Raw genomic sequence first — 15,907 nt, forward strand, 5'->3', positions numbered from 1 at the left:
CCGGCTCACCTATGACGGTTCGGTCGCCGACGAGCAGGGATTCGTCGCGATGGGCGGCTCGGCCGAGCAGATCTCGGCCGAGCTCAAGGAGCACTGGACCGAGGGCATGGAGCTCGACAGCGCGCTGCGGCTCGCCGTCGCCGCGCTGGGCGCCGCACCGGAGGCGGGCAACGGCGAGGAGTCCCGGGTGCTCACCCCGGCGCAGCTCGAGGTCGCGGTGCTCGACCGGTCCCGGCCGCGCCGCAAGTTCCGCCGGATCCAGGGCCACCGGCTGGCCGAGCTGCTCGGGGTGGCCGACGACACCGACGACGAGCCGGGCGACGACGACACGGTCGACGACGGTCCGGGCGGCCCGTCCGCCGGCTGAGCCCGTCGCGCCGGACCCGCGCGCCGTCCTGCGGCCCCGCACCTCGCTGCCTAGGGTGAGGTCGTGGACCGGCGGATCTTCGGGATCGAGACGGAGTACGGCGTCACCTGCACCTTCCGGGGTCAGCGGCGCCTCTCGCCCGACGAGGTCGCCCGCTACCTGTTCCGCCGGGTGGTGTCCTGGGGCCGGTCGAGCAACGTCTTCCTGCGCAACGGCGCCCGGCTCTACCTCGACGTCGGCAGCCACCCCGAGTACGCGACCCCCGAGTGCGACCGCATCGAGGAGCTCGTCGCGCACGACAAGGCGGGAGAGCGCATCCTCGAGGGCCTGCTGGTCGACGCCGAGAAGCGGCTCGAGGAGGAGGGGATCGCCGGCGACGTCTACCTCTTCAAGAACAACACCGACTCGGCGGGCAACTCCTACGGCTGCCACGAGAACTACCTCGTCGGGCGGCACGGGGAGTTCCAGAAGCTGTCCGACGTGCTCATCCCCTTCCTCGTCAGCCGGCAGATCACCTGCGGTGCCGGCAAGGTCACCACCACCTCCCGCGGCGCCACCTACTGCGTCAGCCAGCGCGCCGACCACATCTGGGAAGGCGTCTCCAGCGCCACGACCCGCTCCCGGCCGATCATCAACACCCGCGACGAGCCGCACGCCGACGCCGAGAAGTTCCGCCGGCTGCACGTCATCGTCGGCGACTCCAACATGAGCGAGACCACCACCATGCTCAAGGTCGGCTCGGCCGACCTGGTGCTGCGCATGATCGAGGCCGGGGTGGTCATGCGTGACCTGTCCCTGGAGAACCCGATCCGCGCCATCCGCGAGATCAGCCACGACATGACCGGCACCCGCCCGGTGCGCCTGGCCAACGGCCGCGAGCTGTCGGCGCTGCAGATCCAGGGCGAGTACTACGAGCGGGCGCTGGCCTTCGCCGACCGCGAGGGCCTGGACGACCCGACGCACAAGAGTGTCCTGGACCTGTGGGAGCGCACCCTGACCGCCGTCGAGACCGGCAACCTCGAGGCGGTCGAGACCGAGATCGACTGGGTGATCAAGTACCAGATGATCCAGCGCTACGCGGCCAAGCACGACCTGCCGATGGCCAGCCCCCGGGTGGCCCAGCTCGACCTGGCCTACCACGACATCAACCGCCAGCGCGGGCTGTTCTACCTGCTGCAGCGGCACGGCCGGGCGGCGCGCGTGTGCTCCGACGTGGAGATCTTCGAGGCCAAGAACCGCCCGCCGCAGACCACTCGCGCCAAGCTGCGCGGCGACTTCATCCGCGCCGCCCAGGAGCACCGGCGTGACTTCACCGTCGACTGGGTGCACCTCAAGCTCAACGACCAGGCCCAGCGGACCGTGCTGTGCAAGGACCCGTTCGCGGCGGTCGACGCCCGCGTGGAGCGCCTGATCGAGAGCATGTGAGGCCGGTGCGCCACCGCTGCGGTCGGCCCTGAAAGCCGGGGGCGTTATGGTGAACGCGAATCCCACCCCCGCCGACCGAAGGTTTTCGCGTGCGTCTGAACCGTCACAAGCTCGTGGCCGCTGCTGCGGTCCCGTTGCTCCTGCTCGTGGGGGCCTGCGGCTCCTCCAACAAGCCCGTCGACGCCGAGGCCAAGGTGCTCGACTCGGTCACCGTCGCCGGTGACGCCAAGGCGCCGACCGTCACGCTCAAGACCAAGCCGCTCACGGTGAAGAAGACCGTGACCCGGGTGGTCACGCCCGGCACCGGCCCGGCCGTGACCAAGGACGAGGCGGTCACCGCCAACTACCTGCTGGTCAGCGGCAAGGACGGCAAGCAGCTCGACAGCAGCTTCGGCAAGGCTCCGGCCCGCATGGACCTGTCCTCCGGCAAGCTGCTGACCGGGCTGTCCAAGGGCCTGCTCGGCCAGAAGGTCGGCTCCCGCATCCTCGTCGCGATCCCGCCGGCCGACGGCTTCGCCACCAACGGCAACCCCCAGATCGGCATCGGCGCCAACGACACGATGCTCTTCCTCGTCGACATCACCGCCGCCGGCAAGCCGCTGACCCAGGCCACCGGCACCGCGGTCGCACCCAAGGCCGGCCTGCCGACCGTCGTGATGGGCAAGGACAACCACGAGGCGGCCAAGATCACCGTCCCGAAGTCCGCCCCGCCGAAGACGACCGTCGTCCAGCCGCTGATCCAGGGCAAGGGCAACGTCATCAAGGCCGGCCAGCTGGTGCGCTTCAGCTACACCGGCGTCATCTACCGCAACGGTCAGATGTTCGACAGCTCGGCGAAGACCAAGGAGGGCTACGCCGAGTTCCCGATCGGCGTCGGCCAGCTCATCCCCGCCTGGGACAAGCACATCGTCGGCCAGCGCGTCGGCAGCCGCCTGCTCATGGTCATCCCGCCGGCCGACGGCTACGGCGCCAAGGGCAACCCCGCCGCCGGGATCAAGGGCACCGACACCCTGGTCTTCGTCATCGACCTGCTCGACGCGAGCTGACCACCACCGACCGAAAGGCGTGACCACCATGGGCTTCGACCCCAGCACCACCAAGCCGGAGATCGAGTTCCCCGGAGACACCCCGCCCGCCGACCTCGTCATCGAGGACATCACCGTCGGTGACGGCGCCGAGGCCAAGGCCGGCAACACCATCAGCGCCCACTACGTCGGTGTCGCGCACTCCACCGGCGAGGAGTTCGACGCCTCCTGGAACCGCGGCGCGCCGCTGGACTTCCGCCTCGGCGTCGGCCAGGTCATCGCCGGCTGGGACGAGGGCATCGTGGGCATGAAGGAGGGTGGCCGCCGCAAGCTGGTCATCCCGGCCAACAAGGCCTACGGCGACCGTGGCGCCGGCGCCGTCATCAAGCCCGGCGAGACGCTGATCTTCGTCGTCGACCTGGTCGCCGTCCGCTGACGCGACCGGTCCACCCCACCGAACACCCGCAGACCCGCGTCTCGAGCCCTTCCCGGGGCCGGGACGCGGGTCTTGCGGTGTCCGGTGGGTGCTAGAGCAGGGTGGCGGCGTGACGTCCGGCCGCCGCGGCGGCCACGAACGAGGCCCGGTCGGCGTCCAGCCCCCGCCCCATCGTCGACAGCCGCACCGGGCTGGTCGCGAGCGCCGCGTCGAGGCCGTCCACGTCGACCTCGACCAGGCGCAGCCGGCCGCCGGAGCCCTGGGCGAGCTCGCGGGCCTGCCGCAGCACCGCAGCCCCGAAAGTCCCCTCCAGCCGCGGCACGGGCACGTCGGCCGGTGCCATGGCCACCCGCCCGTATGCCGTGAGGCTGTGGTGGGAGACCCCATGGTGCCGTTCGCGCGGGTCGGCCTCCGAGACGCGCAGCGAGGCGACCGACCGCCCACCCAGGGCGTGCACGGCGTTGACGGCCTCCCCGGCGCTGGTGCCGGAGAACCCCCACCGGGTGCCGGTGCCGAGGTTGCCCGGGCCCTGGGCGACCACGGCGACGTCGGCGTGCAGCACGTGCGCCGCCGCGAGCAGGCCGGTGTGCACGTTGACCGCCTCCAGGTCGCCGCCGAAGGACTGGCCCACGGTGACGGCCGCCATCAGCCAGCCGGCCTCGCGCAGCCCGGCCACGGTGCGGGAGAACGCCACGGGCAGCGCCCCGCCGTCGGTCATGACGTAGGCCACCCGCACGTCCGGGCGCCCGGCCCGCAGCCCGGCGATCACGGCCGGCAGGGCCGAGTGCAGGTCGGCCACGACCACGGGCAGCCCGTCGAGGGAGTCGGCCTCGCGCAGCACCTCGTGGTGCGGGCTCTCCTGCTCGTCGACGCCGAGCACCATCGCCTGCAGCGGGGTGTAGCGGGCCTTGACCACGTGGCCGGGGCCGGGCGGCGGGTCGGCGGGCAGGCGGTCGGGCACGGCCACGACCAGCGCCAGCCCGCCGGTGCCCAGGCCGCGCTGCAGGGCGCTGGTGTTGAGCAGCACCGTGTCGCCGGGCTGCGCCTCCCCGACGAGGTCGGGGTAGGCCAGGGCGCGCACAGGCTCCTCCGGAGCGGCGACACCGCCTGCGGGCGCCAGCCGGACGGCATACTCCACCGCCCCGGCCCACCGGGAGCGGACCTGCAGGACGGTTGCGGCGCGCCAGTGGATCACGATCGGAAAGACTAACCGCGGGAACCGCGCCACTCCGGTAGCGTCCCCTGAGGGGCATCAGCGACGACTCCCACGCGACGCACACGACGACTCACCGCAGGAGGCACGCACCCGTGGCAGCCCTGCCCGCCGCAGCGGCCAAGACCGAGCGCCTGCTCAACCTGGTCATCTGCCTGCTCTACACCCGCATGCCGCTCACCAAGGCCCGGATCCGCAGCGCCGTCCCGCAGTACGGCGAGACCGCCTCGGTCGAGGCCTTCGACCGGATGTTCGAGCGCGACAAGGACGAGCTGCGCGACCTCGGCATCCCGCTGGTCACCGAGGCGGTCGACCCGCTCTTCGACGACGAGCCCGGCTACCGGATCGACCGACGCGAGTACGCCCTGCCGGAGATCGCCTTCGCCCCGGACGAGCTGGCCGTGCTCGGCCTGGCCAGCCGGGCGTGGCAGCAGGCCAGCCTGGCCGGTCCCGCGGCGCAGGCGCTGCGCAAGCTCGAGGCGGCCGGGGTGGAGCGCGACGACGCCTCGCTCATCGGCATCGAGCCGCGGCTGCGCACGACCGAGCCCGCGTTCGACGCGATCAAGGACGCGGTCGTACGGCGCCAGCCGGTCACCTTCACCTACCGCACCGCGCGCAGCGGGGACGTGCGCACCCGTCACCTCCAGCCGTGGGCCATGGCCTCCTGGCACGGCCGGTGGTACGTCACCGGCTTCGACACCGACCGCGACGCGCCCCGGGTGTTCCGGCTCAGCCGGGTCGAGGGCAGCGTGGCGCCCGACGGCCGGCCCGGCTCCTACGACGTGCCGGCCGACCACGAGCCGACGGCGATGATCCAGACCATGGCGGTCGAGCGCGACCCGCAGCCGGCCGTGCTGCGGGTGCGGGTCGGCGCCGGCAACTCGCTGCGCCGCCGGGCCCGCACCGTCGGCGACGTCGACGACCACTGGTCGCTGCTCGACGTGGACTTCACCGACGCCGAGACCTTCGCCGAGGAGCTGGCCGGCTTCGGCCCCGACGTGGTGGTCGAGCAGCCACCGGACCTGCAGGAGGCGGTCATCCGCCGGCTCAAGGGCGCGATGGCCGAGCACGAGGGGGAGGGCCGATGAGCGCCCAGGAGTCCGCGACCACCCGGCTGTCCCGGCTGCTGACGATGGTGCCGTGGCTGCTGCGCCGTCAGGGCGTCGACATCGAGGAGGCGGCCCGCGAGTTCGGCGTCTCCCGCGAGCAGGTCGAGGCCGACCTCATGCTGCTCTTCGTCTGCGGCACGCCCGGCCACATGCCCGACGACCTCATCGAGGCCGAGTGGGAGGGCGGCAAGGTCTACCTCGGCAACGCCGACACCATCGACCGGCCGCTGCGCCTGGGCGTCGACGAGGCGCTGGCCCTGATCGTCGGCCTGCGCGCCCTGGCCGCGGTGCCCGGCATCGGCGACCGCGACGCCGTCGACCGCGCGCTGGCCAAGCTGGAGTCCGCCACCGGGTCCGTCGCCGCGGCGGCCACGCACATCTCCGTGGCCATCGACACCGGCGCCGCGGCCGCGACGCTGGGGGAGGCCCGCCGCGCGCTGACCGGGCACCGCCGGGTGCACCTGCGCTACCTCGTGGCCGGCCGCGACGAGGCCACCGAGCGCGACGTGGACCCGATGCGCGTGGTCAACTTCGACGGCCACTGGTACCTCGAGGGCTGGTGCCATCGCGCCGAGGACGTGCGCCTGTTCCGCTTCGACCGGATCGAGGCGCTGACCGTCCTCGACGTCGACGGCACGCCCCCGGCCGACGCCCGGCCGCGCGACCTCGACTCCGGCGTGTTCACCCCGCACCCGACCGACCTGCTGGTGCGCCTGCACCTGCAGCCGGGCGCCTCGTGGGTCGCCGACTACTACCCGACCGAGTCCGCCGAGCCGGACGGCCACGGCGGTCAGGTCGTCACCCTGCGCACCGCCGACACCGCCTGGCTGCGCCGGCTCATGTGGCGCCTGGGCGGGCAGGCGACGGTGCTCGAGCCGGCCGCCCTGGCGCACGAGGTCGCCGACGGCGCGCGCGCCGCGCTGGAGGCGTATGCCGGGTCCGCACCCTCGGCCCGGTAGGGTCGCCTCCCATGTGGTGGTGGGTGCTGATCTGGGCGCTGTTGCTCGTGTGCGCGGCGGTCTACATCGGCTCGCGCCTGTGGGACCTGTGGGGCCGCAGCAAGGACTTCGGTCGCGAGGTGGCGATCGCCCAGGAGCGGCTGGACCAGGTCCAGGGCCAGCTCGAGCTGCTGGGGGAGAAGATCTCCTCGCCCGACGAGCTCGCCGTCTTCGGCGATCCCGCCACGCTGCGCAAGGAGCACGAGCGCACCCGCGCCCGACAGCGCCACCAACGCGCCCACCGCAGGGCGGGGCGACGCCCGACCTGGGTCCGCCACGTAGACTGACGACAGCCGCATCGCACCACGACCGCGAAGGATTGGTTCCCATGTTCGGCAGACTGTTCGAGGGCTGGCACATCGTCGTGCTCATCGTCGTGGTCGTGCTCATCTTCGGCTGGAAGCGCCTCCCCGACGCGGCGCGCAGCCTGGGTCGCTCGATGCGCATCTTCAAGGCCGAGGTCGGCGAGATGAAGAACGACGGCAAGCCGTCGCCGAGCGCCGCCAGCAGCGACACCGTGCGCGGGGAGACCGTCGACCCCACCCAGCAGGCGGCCCGCCCGGTCGGCGACCCGACGCAGCCGCCCGCGGCTGAGCCCCAGGCGCACACGCCGCCGCAGCACCAGCCGCCGGCCTGACCGGCCGCACCACCTGAGCCCACCCGCGCACCCCGATGGCCCTGCTGCGCCGACGCCGCAACCCCGAAGGGCGGATGTCCCTCGGCGACCACCTGCGTGAGCTGCGCCGGCGCCTGGTCATCGCCGCGATCGCCGTCGCGCTCGGCAGCGTCGTCGGCTGGCTGAAGTACGACTGGCTCCTGACGACGCTGACCGAGCCGCTGCGCGTGGTCAGCCACCAGCGCGCGGGCAGCCTGGTCGGGATCAACTTCGGCGGGGTCACCTCGGCCTTCTCGATCAAGCTCAAGGTCTCGATGTTCGTGGGGGTCCTGCTGGCCAGCCCGGTGTGGCTCTACGAGCTGTGGGCGTTCATCGTCCCGGGCCTGACCCGCCGCGAGAAGCGGACCGCGGTGGGCTTCATCGGCGCCGCGGTGCCGCTGTTCCTCGGAGGCTGCTACCTGGCCCACTGGGCGCTGCCCAAGGCGGTCGAGGTGCTGCTGGGCTTCACCCCGACCGGCGCGGTCAACCTCACCAACGCCTCGGACTACCTGACCTTCGTCATCCGGTTCATCCTCGCGTTCGGCCTGGCCTTCCTGCTGCCGGTGATGCTCGTCGCGCTCAACGTCGCGCACGTGCTGCCGGCCCACGTGATGCTCAAGGGCTGGCGCCCCGCGGTCATGCTGATCTTCGTCTTCTCCGCGATGATGACGCCCACCCCGGACGCGTGGACGATGATCGCGCTGGCGATGCCCATGGTGGGGCTGTACTTCGGCGCCTATGGCGTCGCCCTGCTGCTCGACCGGCGCCGGGCCCGCCACGAGCCGGACTGGACCCATGTCGCCGACGACGAGGCCAGCGCCCTGTAGCGTGCGCGCGTGCACAAGCGGATCGGGCTGGTCGTCAACCCCACCTCCGGCAAGGGCCGCGGTGCCCGCATCGGCGCCGAGGTGGCTGCTCGGCTCGTCGCACAGGGCCACGAGGTGGTGGACTGCTCCGACGAGACCGCCGCGGCCGCACGGGACCGTGCGCTGGCCGCAGTCGCCTCCGGCCTGGACGTCCTGGCGGTCACCGGCGGCGACGGCATGGTCAACCTCGGGGTGAACCTCACCGCGGGCACGGACACCGCCCTGGGGATCGTGGCCGCCGGCACCGGCAACGACATCGCCCGCGGCCTGGGCCTGCCGGTCCACGACCCCGCCGCGGCGGCCGACGTGATCGGCGCCGGCGACGTCCGTCGCATCGACGCGGCCCGGGTGGACGAGGGCCGCGCCGACCACCGCTGGTTCGCCGGGGTCCTCGGCGCCGGCTTCGACTCCCTGGTCAACGAGCGGGCCAACCGCTGGAACTGGCCCCGCGGCCGGATGCGCTACAACCTGGCGATCGCCCGCGAGCTGCCGGTGTTCACCCCGATTCCCTACGTCATCGAGGTCGACGGGGTCCGGCAGGAGACCGAGGCGATGCTCGTCGCCATCGGCAACGGCCCGTCGTACGGCGGGGGCATGATGGTCTGCCCGGACGCGAAGTTCGACGACGGCGAGCTCGACGTGCTGGTGCTGCACAAGATCTCGATCCCGGCGTTCCTGCGCGTCTTCCCGACCGTGTTCTCCGGCGCGCACGTGCGGCACCCGGCGGTGGAGATCCGGCGTGGCCGGCGGGTCCGGCTCGAGGCGCAGGGAATCGTCGGCTACGCCGACGGCGAGCGCTTCGCCCCGCTGCCGCTGACCGCCGAGGCCGTCCCCGGCGCGCTGCGCGTCATGGTGCCGCGGGCCTGACGTAGCCTGAGCGGCATGTCCACCCCCGCGCAGCGGTACTCCGCCGCCAGGAAGGCCGAGGCCGACCGGGTGGCGCACCCCCAGCTCGAGGCGTTCGCCTCGCTCCACGAGTTCCCCCTCGACGACTTCCAGGTGCAGGCCTGCCGGGCGGTCGAGTCCGGGCAGGGGGTCCTTGTCGCGGCGCCCACCGGCGCGGGCAAGACGATCGTCGGGGAGTTCGCGGTGCACCTGGCGCTGCACACCGGGCGCAAGGCCTTCTACACCACGCCGATCAAGGCGCTGTCGAACCAGAAGTACACCGACCTCGTGCGCCGCCACGGCGCCGACAAGGTCGGGCTGCTCACCGGCGACTCCTCGATCAACGGCGAGGCGCCCGTGGTGGTCATGACCACCGAGGTGCTGCGCAACATGATGTATGCGCGGTCGCACACCCTGCGCGGTCTGGGCTACGTGGTCATGGACGAGGTCCACTACCTCGCCGACCGCTTCCGCGGGGCGGTGTGGGAGGAGGTCATCATCCACCTGCCCGACGACGTGCAGGTGGTCTCGCTGTCCGCGACGGTCAGCAACGCCGAGGAGTTCGGCTCGTGGCTGGGCGAGGTGCGCGGCGACACCGCGGTCATCGTCGAGGAGCACCGGCCGGTGCCGCTGTGGCAGCACATGATGGTCGGCCCGTCGATGTACGACCTGTTCGTCGACGAGACGGCGACGCCCGGGGACCGCGTCGAGACGACCCACGTCAACCCCGAGCTGCTCGACGCGATCCGGGCCTCGGAGCGGCGCGGCCGGCTCGAGGACGACGGCGGCCCGCGGGGACGCCGCGGCAAGGAGCGCTACCGCGGGCGCGGCCCCGGTGGTGGCCACGGCGGGGCCGGGATGGCCCGCGGCAGCCGGCCCGGGGGCGGGCCGAGCCGGGCCGAGGTCATCGACCGGCTCGACCGCGAGGGGCTGCTGCCGGCGATCACGTTCATCTTCAGCCGGGTCGGGTGCAACGCCGCGGTGAGCCAGCTGCTGGCCTGGGGGACCCGGCTGATCCCGGAGTCCGAGGGCGAGAAGATCCGCCGCACGGTCGAGGAGCGGATCCAGTCCCTGGCCGACGAGGACCTGTCGGTGCTGGGCTACTGGGACTTCGTCGAGGGCCTGTCCCGCGGGTTCGCCGCCCACCACGCCGGGATGCTGCCGACCTTCCGCGAGATCGTCGAGGAGCTGTTCACCGCCGGGCGGATCCGGGCCGTCTTCGCCACCGAGACCCTGGCGCTGGGCATCAACATGCCCGCCCGCACCGTGGTGCTCGAGCGCCTGGTGAAGTTCAACGGCGAGGTCCACGCCGACATCACGCCGGCGGAGTACACCCAGCTGACCGGACGCGCGGGCCGGCGGGGCATCGACGTCGAGGGCCACGCGGTCGTCCTGTGGAACCGCGGCCTGGACCCGCTCGCCGTCGGCGGTTTGGCCTCCACCCGCACCTATCCGCTGCGCTCCAGCTTCCGCCCGACCTACAACATGGCGGTCAACCTCGTCGCCCAGGTGGGCCGCGAGACCGCGCGCGAGATCCTGGAGACCTCCTTCGCCCAGTTCCAGGCCGACCGCGCGGTCGTCGGCCTGGCCCGCACGCTGCGGCGCAACGAGGAGGCCCTCGAGGGCTACGCCGGGTCGATGACCTGCCACCTCGGCGACTTCAGCGAGTACGCCGCGATCCGCAACGAGATCCGCGACGTCGAGAAGGAGGCGGCGCGGGCCCGCTCGGCCAGCCGACGGGCCGAGGCGGTGCTCAGCCTGGAGAAGCTGCGCGCCGGCGACGTCATCCGCATCCCCGCGGGGCGACGCTCCGGCTACGCCGTGGTGATCCAGCCCAACCGGGGCGGCAAGAACGACCCGGCCTCGCCGACCGTGCTCACCGCCGACCGCCAGGTGCGGCGCCTGACGGGCGTGGACGTGCCGGTGCCGGTCGAGCCGGTCACGCACATCCGCATCCCGGCCAGCTTCAACGCCAAGAACCCCAGGTCTCGCAGGGACCTCGCCGCCTCGCTGCGCACGGCCGTCCCGCACGACCCGCCGCCCACACGGCATACCGGCAAGGGTGGCTCGGCCGGCACGGAGGACGAACGGATCGCGGACCTGCGCCGCCGCATGAAGGCGCACCCGTGCCACCAGTGCCCCGAGCGTGAGGACCACGCCCGCTGGGCCGAGCGCTGGTGGCGGCTGCGCCGCGAGACCGAGGTGCTGCAGCGCAAGGTCGAGGGCCGCACCAACTCCGTGGCCCGGACCTTCGACCGGATCTGCGACCTGCTCGCCGAGATGGGCTACCTCACCGAGGGCGGCACGGCCGTGTCCCCGCAGGGGGAGACCCTGCGCCGGCTCTACACCGAGAAGGACCTGCTGGCCGCCGAGTGCCTGCGCCACGGGGTGTGGAAGCGCCTCGACGCGCCCGGGCTGGCCGCGGTCGTCTCGACCCTGGTGCACGAGCCGCGCCGCGACGAGGGCGAGCTCTCGCCGCGGATGCCGAACGAGGACGTGCACGAGGCGTTCGACGTGATGGTCCGGCTGTGGAGCGAGCTGGAGGACCGCGAGCGCCTGCACACCCTGCCGACCACGGGTGACCCGGACGCCGGCATGGCATGGATGATGCACCGGTGGGCCAGCGGGCAGCGGCTGGAGGCGGTGCTGCGCGACAGCGACATGGCCGCCGGTGACTTCGTGCGCCGGTGCAAGCAGGTCGTGGACCTGCTCGGCCAGATCGGCGACGCCGCACCGGAGCCGACCCTGTCGGCCACCGCCCGCAAGGCCGTCGACGCGGTGATGCGCGGCGTCGTGGCCGCGGACCGGCTGGACTGAGGGAGGGCGCCGTGGCGGTGCGGGTCAGCGACATCCACCGGGTGCACCACGGCACCTTCACCCGCCCGCGCGCCGAGACCGGCACCGAGCACCCCCGGGTCGAGGTGGTCCTCGGGTATGCCGTGCGGCACCCCGAGGGGGTCATCCTCTTCGACACCGGGATCGGCGCGGCCGACGCCGAGACCGACGCGTGGTACGAGCCGTCCCGGGTGCCGCTGCCCCAGGCCCTCGCCGGCGCGGGCCTGGGCATCGAGGACGTCGACCTCGTGGTCAACTGCCACCTGCACTTCGACCACTGCGGCGGCAACCCGGCGCTGGCGGGGCGTCCGGTGTTCGTGCAGGGCCACGAGCTGGCCACCGCCCGGGCCGGGGACTACACGGTGCCCGAGCTCGTCGACTTCGCGGGGGTCCGCTACGAGGAGCTGGACGGGGAGGCCGAGATCGCCCCGGGCGTGCTCGTGGTGCCGACGCCCGGGCACACCGAGGGCCACCAGGCGCTGGTGCTGCGCTGCGCCGACGGCACCGTGGTGCTGGCCGGGCAGTCCACCGAGACCACCTCCGAGCTGGCCACCGCCTTCCGCCAGGTCGGCGCGGCCCGGGACACCGGCCGGCACGACCTGGCCCCGGCGCCGGCGTGGGTGAGCCGGCTGCTCGAGCTCGATCCGCGACGGGTCGTCCTCGCCCACGACGAGGCCGTGTGGGAGCCGGCCTGAGCCCTGCCGGCGCTCAGCCGTCGATGCCGAGCGCAGCCAGCACCCGGTTGAACGAACCGGCCAGTCCGTAGTCGGCGGCCAGCCGCGACAGCAGCACGGGGTCGGCGACGGTGCCGGGCAGCACGCCGTCCACCTCGCCGACGGGCGCGTCCCGGGCCACCTGCACGACGGTCGGCGCCGCGTCGAGGTAGTCACTGGCCGCCTCGAGACGGGTCCGCTGGGCCCCCTTGAGCTGGGGGTCGCCGTCGGCGAGGGCGCGGCGCACCCCGGCCAGGTCGCCGTACCGGGCGATGAGGGTGGCCGCGGTCTTCTCCCCGATGCCCTGCACGCCGGGAAGCCCGTCGCTGGTGTCCCCGCGCAGGGTGGCCATGTCGGCGTACGCCGGGCCGGTCGCCACGGCGTACTTGGCCTGGAGGAAGTCCTGGGTGACCACGTCGGCGTCGCGCACCCCGCCGCGGGCCGTGTAGAGGACCCGCACGCCGGCGGCGTCGTCGACGAGCTGGAACAGGTCACGGTCGCCGGTGACCACGTCGACGGGCACCCGGCCGCCGGCCAGGTGGGTGAGGGTGCCGATGACGTCGTCGGCCTCGTAGCCGTCGGCGCCCACCCGCGCGATCCCCAGCGCCTGCAGCGCGTCCCGGATGACCGGCACCTGCGGCACGAGGTCCTCCGGGGTGTCCTCGACGGCGTCGCTGCCGCTGGCGAGCCGGTGCGTCTTGTACGTCGGGATGGCCTCCACCCGGAACGCCGGGCGCCAGTCGTTGTCCCAGCAGGCCACGAGGTGCGTCGGGGCGTGGGTGCTGACCAGCGTGGCGATCATGTCCAGGAACCCGCGCACGGCGTTGGTCGGCGGCTCCTGCGGGGAGCGGCGCCGGTCCGGCACGCCGTAGAACGCCCGGAAGTACAGGCTCGCGGAGTCCAGCAGCATGAGTCGCTCGGTCATGGGCCACATCGTCGCACCCGGGAAACCCGCCGCCACCACGCCCCGCGGGCCCGTACCCTTGCGGCGTGGAGGACCTGGACCGACAGATCATCGAGCTGCTCAGCGCCGATGGCCGGATGAGCTACACCGACCTGGGCAAGGCGACGGGTCTGTCGACCTCGGCGGTGCACCAGCGGGTGCGCCGCCTGGAGGAGCGCGGCGTCATCCGCGGCTACCGCGCGATCGTCGACCACGACGCGCTCGGCCTGCCGCTGACCGCCTTCATCTCCATCTCCCCGCTGGACCCCGCGGCCCCCGACGACGTCCCGGACCGACTGACCGGCCTCGGCGACCTCGAGGCGTGCCACTCGGTCGCTGGTGTGGAGAGCTACATCCTCAAGGCGCGGGTCGGCTCGCCGGGTGACCTGGAGGACCTGCTGGCCCGGGTCCGGGCGGCGGCCAACGTGTCCACCCGCACCACGGTCGTGCTGTCCACGCCCTGGGAGGGCCGCCCGGTGCCGCCCGAGCACCGGGGCTGACCGGACTCAGGCGACCTCGGGGCAGCCGGGGTCGATGACCGGGTCCGGCGCCGGGGGCGTCGTCGCGGCCGCCGGTGCGCAGTGCCAGCCGCACTCGGCCAGGTCCCAGTAGCAGGCCGGCCCGTGGTGGTGCGCGAGCCCGTCCGCGCCGTATGCCGTGTGCTCGGGCAGCGTGTCCGGCACCGGTGCCAGCGGGGGAGGGGTCGACAGGCTCATGGGGGGCTCCGTTCGCCGTCGGGACGATCTTTCGACGGTAGGACCGCCCCGGGGCCGCGTCAACGTGCCGTTACAGGACCTCAGGCGACGTGGCCCAGCCCGACGGCCGCCATCGCCGCACGCAGCCGGGGCTCGGCGGTGTCCCGGGCCCGCCGCGCCCCGAGGTCCAGTGCCTCCCGCACCGCGGCCGGGTCGGCGACCAGCGCGGCATACCGCTGCTGCACCGGCGCCAGGGTCGCGATGACCGCGTCGGCGACGTCGGCCTTGAGCGCGCCGTAGGAGGTGTAACCGCCGGCGAGCACCGCCGGGTCCGCGCCGGTGCAGGCAGCCAGCAGCTCCAGCAGGTTGCTCACCCCCGGCTTGGTCACCGGGTCGTGCCGCACGGTGACGTCGGTGTCCGTGACCGCACGCATCACCTTGCGCCGGATGAGCTCGGGGGTGTCGAGCATGCGCACCACGCCCATCGCGCTCTCGGGCGCCGACTTGCTCATCTTGCGCGTGGGGTCGGCCAGGTCGGCGACCCGGGCCGCGAGCACCGCCCGGTGCAGCTCGGGCACGACGAACACCTCGCCGTGCTCCCGGTTGAACCGCAGGGCCAGGTCGCGGGTCAGCTCGACGTGCTGGTCCTGGTCGCCACCCACAGGCACCGTGCGCGCGCTGTACAGCAGGATGTCCGCGGCCATCAGGCACGGGTAGGTGAACAGCGACGCACGGACTGACCGGTCCCCGCTGCGGGCGCTCTTCTCCTTGAACTGGATCATCCGGGACAGCTCGCCGACGCTGGCCGTGCACTCCAGCAGGTAGGCCAGCTGGGCGTGCGCCGGGACCTCGGACTGCAGGAACACCTGCCCGGGCCGCAGCCCCGAAGCGAGCATGAGCACGGCGGTCTCGCGGGTCAGCTCCCGCAGGCGCGGGCCGTCGTGGGGCATGGTCATGGCATGCAGGTCGGCGACGAAGTAGAACCCCTCGGGGTCGTCGGCGAAGCGGCGCAGCGCACCGAGGTGGTTGCCGAGCGTGAGCCGGCCCGAGGGAGTGATGCCGGAGACGGCGGTCATGGTGGTGGCCTTTCGTCGAGGTGGCTGCGTCGACGGGTGGCCCGGGACACGAGAAGGGCCGCCTCGTCGAGGCGGCCCGGTGGTGTGTGCGCGTGCGCTGGACGGGTCCGCCCTCAGGCGGCCCACCAGGTCTGGCGCACGGATGTCATGGGACGAGGCTAGCGGGCGATCGGGGCGGTTGTCGCCCGCGTCACCGCGACGAGGTCGGCCGGGGCAAGCTCGAGGTCCAGCCCGCGCCGGCCCCCGGAGACCAGCACCGTCGAGTGGGCCAGGGCGCTGTCGTCCAGCACCGTGGGCAGAGCGCGCTTCTGGCCGATCGGGCTGATCCCGCCCACGACGTAGCCGGTGCTGCGCTCGGCGGCCGCCGGGTCGGCCATGGCGACCTTCTTGGTGCCCAGCGCCGCCGCGACCGCCTTGAGGTCGAGCTGCCGGTCGACGGGGACGATCCCGACGGCCAGGCCGGTCTCGCCCTGCACCAGCAAGGTCTTGAACACCCGCTCGGGCGGCACGCCGAGCGCCTCAGCCGCCTCCAGGCCGTAGGAGGGCGCGGAGGGGTCGTGCTCGTAGCTGCGCGCGTCGAACGCCACCCCGACACGCGTCAGCGCGGCCGTCGCCGGCGTCCCGGTGCTGCCCTGCTTCGCCTTGCCCATGCGCCCGACCCTAGCC

General features: G+C 73.4%; 17 protein-coding genes and 1 pseudogene. 13 read left to right on the forward strand and 5 right to left on the reverse strand.

Annotated features, from left to right (window positions below):
- The 4 genes and pseudogenes from VF825_RS15775 to VF825_RS15790 form a co-directional block, all read left to right on the forward strand.
- A pseudogene (locus VF825_RS15775) lies at nucleotides 1-367 on the forward strand (proteasome subunit alpha); the annotation flags it as partial.
- 63 nt (nucleotides 368-430) lie between these two features.
- A complete protein-coding gene (gene pafA / locus VF825_RS15780; protein ID WP_331115028.1) occupies nucleotides 431-1,792 on the forward strand; it encodes a Pup--protein ligase in 1,362 nt (453 codons plus the stop codon).
- A gap of 89 nt (nucleotides 1,793-1,881) precedes the next feature.
- Nucleotides 1,882-2,838 carry an FKBP-type peptidyl-prolyl cis-trans isomerase gene (locus VF825_RS15785; protein WP_331115030.1) on the forward strand — a complete coding sequence of 319 codons (957 nt, stop codon included), beginning with the start codon at nucleotides 1,882-1,884 and terminating at the stop codon, nucleotides 2,836-2,838.
- Nucleotides 2,839-2,866: 28 nt separating this feature from the next.
- The gene (locus VF825_RS15790; protein WP_331115032.1) at nucleotides 2,867-3,253 is read left to right on the forward strand and encodes an FKBP-type peptidyl-prolyl cis-trans isomerase; all 387 of its coding nucleotides are present in this window, start codon (nucleotides 2,867-2,869) and stop codon (nucleotides 3,251-3,253) included.
- Between the two features lie 91 nt (nucleotides 3,254-3,344).
- Here the strand turns inward: VF825_RS15790 and VF825_RS15795 are convergent, their stop codons facing one another.
- Entirely contained in the window at nucleotides 3,345-4,448 is a 1,104-nt protein-coding gene (locus VF825_RS15795) for a DUF3866 family protein (RefSeq protein WP_331115034.1), read from the reverse strand.
- A 113-nt stretch (nucleotides 4,449-4,561) separates the two neighbouring features.
- Between VF825_RS15795 and VF825_RS15800 the strand changes: the two genes are divergently transcribed.
- Genes VF825_RS15800 through VF825_RS15835 form a run of 8 tightly spaced genes read left to right on the forward strand, consistent with a single transcriptional unit; the run spans nucleotide 4,562 to nucleotide 12,509 of the window.
- Nucleotides 4,562-5,554, forward strand: a complete 993-nt coding sequence (locus VF825_RS15800; RefSeq protein ID WP_331115036.1) for a helix-turn-helix transcriptional regulator — start codon at nucleotides 4,562-4,564, stop codon at nucleotides 5,552-5,554.
- Entirely contained in the window at nucleotides 5,551-6,534 is a 984-nt protein-coding gene (locus VF825_RS15805; protein WP_331115038.1) for a YafY family protein, read from the forward strand. The genes VF825_RS15800 and VF825_RS15805 overlap by 4 nt, the downstream gene beginning before the upstream one ends.
- 11 nt (nucleotides 6,535-6,545) lie before the next feature.
- Entirely contained in the window at nucleotides 6,546-6,860 is a 315-nt protein-coding gene (locus VF825_RS15810) for a hypothetical protein (protein ID WP_331115040.1), read from the forward strand.
- Between the two features lie 41 nt (nucleotides 6,861-6,901).
- On the forward strand, nucleotides 6,902-7,210 hold the full coding sequence (gene tatA / locus VF825_RS15815; protein WP_331115042.1) for a Sec-independent protein translocase subunit TatA: 309 nt from the start codon (nucleotides 6,902-6,904) through the stop codon (nucleotides 7,208-7,210).
- Between the two features lie 35 nt (nucleotides 7,211-7,245).
- Nucleotides 7,246-8,055, forward strand: a complete 810-nt coding sequence (tatC, locus tag VF825_RS15820) for a twin-arginine translocase subunit TatC (protein ID WP_331115044.1) — start codon at nucleotides 7,246-7,248, stop codon at nucleotides 8,053-8,055.
- A gap of 9 nt (nucleotides 8,056-8,064) precedes the next feature.
- Entirely contained in the window at nucleotides 8,065-8,961 is an 897-nt protein-coding gene (locus VF825_RS15825) for a diacylglycerol kinase (RefSeq protein WP_331115046.1), read from the forward strand.
- Between the two features lie 15 nt (nucleotides 8,962-8,976).
- Nucleotides 8,977-11,796, forward strand: coding sequence for a DEAD/DEAH box helicase (locus VF825_RS15830; protein ID WP_331115048.1), 2,820 nt, complete (start codon nucleotides 8,977-8,979; stop codon nucleotides 11,794-11,796).
- A gap of 11 nt (nucleotides 11,797-11,807) precedes the next feature.
- Nucleotides 11,808-12,509, forward strand: a complete 702-nt coding sequence (locus VF825_RS15835) for an N-acyl homoserine lactonase family protein (protein ID WP_331115051.1) — start codon at nucleotides 11,808-11,810, stop codon at nucleotides 12,507-12,509.
- Between the two features lie 13 nt (nucleotides 12,510-12,522).
- Here the strand turns inward: VF825_RS15835 and VF825_RS15840 are convergent, their stop codons facing one another.
- The gene (locus VF825_RS15840; RefSeq protein ID WP_331115053.1) at nucleotides 12,523-13,452 is read right to left on the reverse strand and encodes a 5'-3' exonuclease; all 930 of its coding nucleotides are present in this window, start codon (nucleotides 13,450-13,452) and stop codon (nucleotides 12,523-12,525) included.
- A 65-nt stretch (nucleotides 13,453-13,517) separates the two neighbouring features.
- Here VF825_RS15840 and VF825_RS15845 point away from each other — a divergent pair, with 65 nt between their 5' ends.
- Entirely contained in the window at nucleotides 13,518-13,970 is a 453-nt protein-coding gene (locus tag VF825_RS15845) for an Lrp/AsnC family transcriptional regulator (RefSeq protein ID WP_331115055.1), read from the forward strand.
- A 6-nt stretch (nucleotides 13,971-13,976) separates the two neighbouring features.
- Here the strand turns inward: VF825_RS15845 and VF825_RS15850 are convergent, their stop codons facing one another.
- The 3 genes from VF825_RS15850 to ybaK form a co-directional block, all read right to left on the reverse strand.
- Entirely contained in the window at nucleotides 13,977-14,186 is a 210-nt protein-coding gene (locus tag VF825_RS15850) for a hypothetical protein (protein ID WP_331115057.1), read from the reverse strand.
- An 80-nt stretch (nucleotides 14,187-14,266) separates the two neighbouring features.
- Nucleotides 14,267-15,241, reverse strand: a complete 975-nt coding sequence (gene trpS / locus VF825_RS15855) for a tryptophan--tRNA ligase (protein WP_331115059.1) — start codon at nucleotides 15,239-15,241, stop codon at nucleotides 14,267-14,269.
- Nucleotides 15,242-15,399: 158 nt separating this feature from the next.
- Nucleotides 15,400-15,891, reverse strand: coding sequence for a Cys-tRNA(Pro) deacylase (gene ybaK, locus VF825_RS15860; RefSeq protein WP_331115061.1), 492 nt, complete (start codon nucleotides 15,889-15,891; stop codon nucleotides 15,400-15,402).
- Between the last annotated feature and the right edge of the window lie 16 nt (nucleotides 15,892-15,907).

The sequence above is a fragment of the Oryzihumus sp. genome (assembly GCF_036391795.1).
In the GTDB taxonomy this organism is placed as follows: Bacteria; Actinomycetota; Actinomycetes; order Actinomycetales; family Dermatophilaceae; genus Oryzihumus.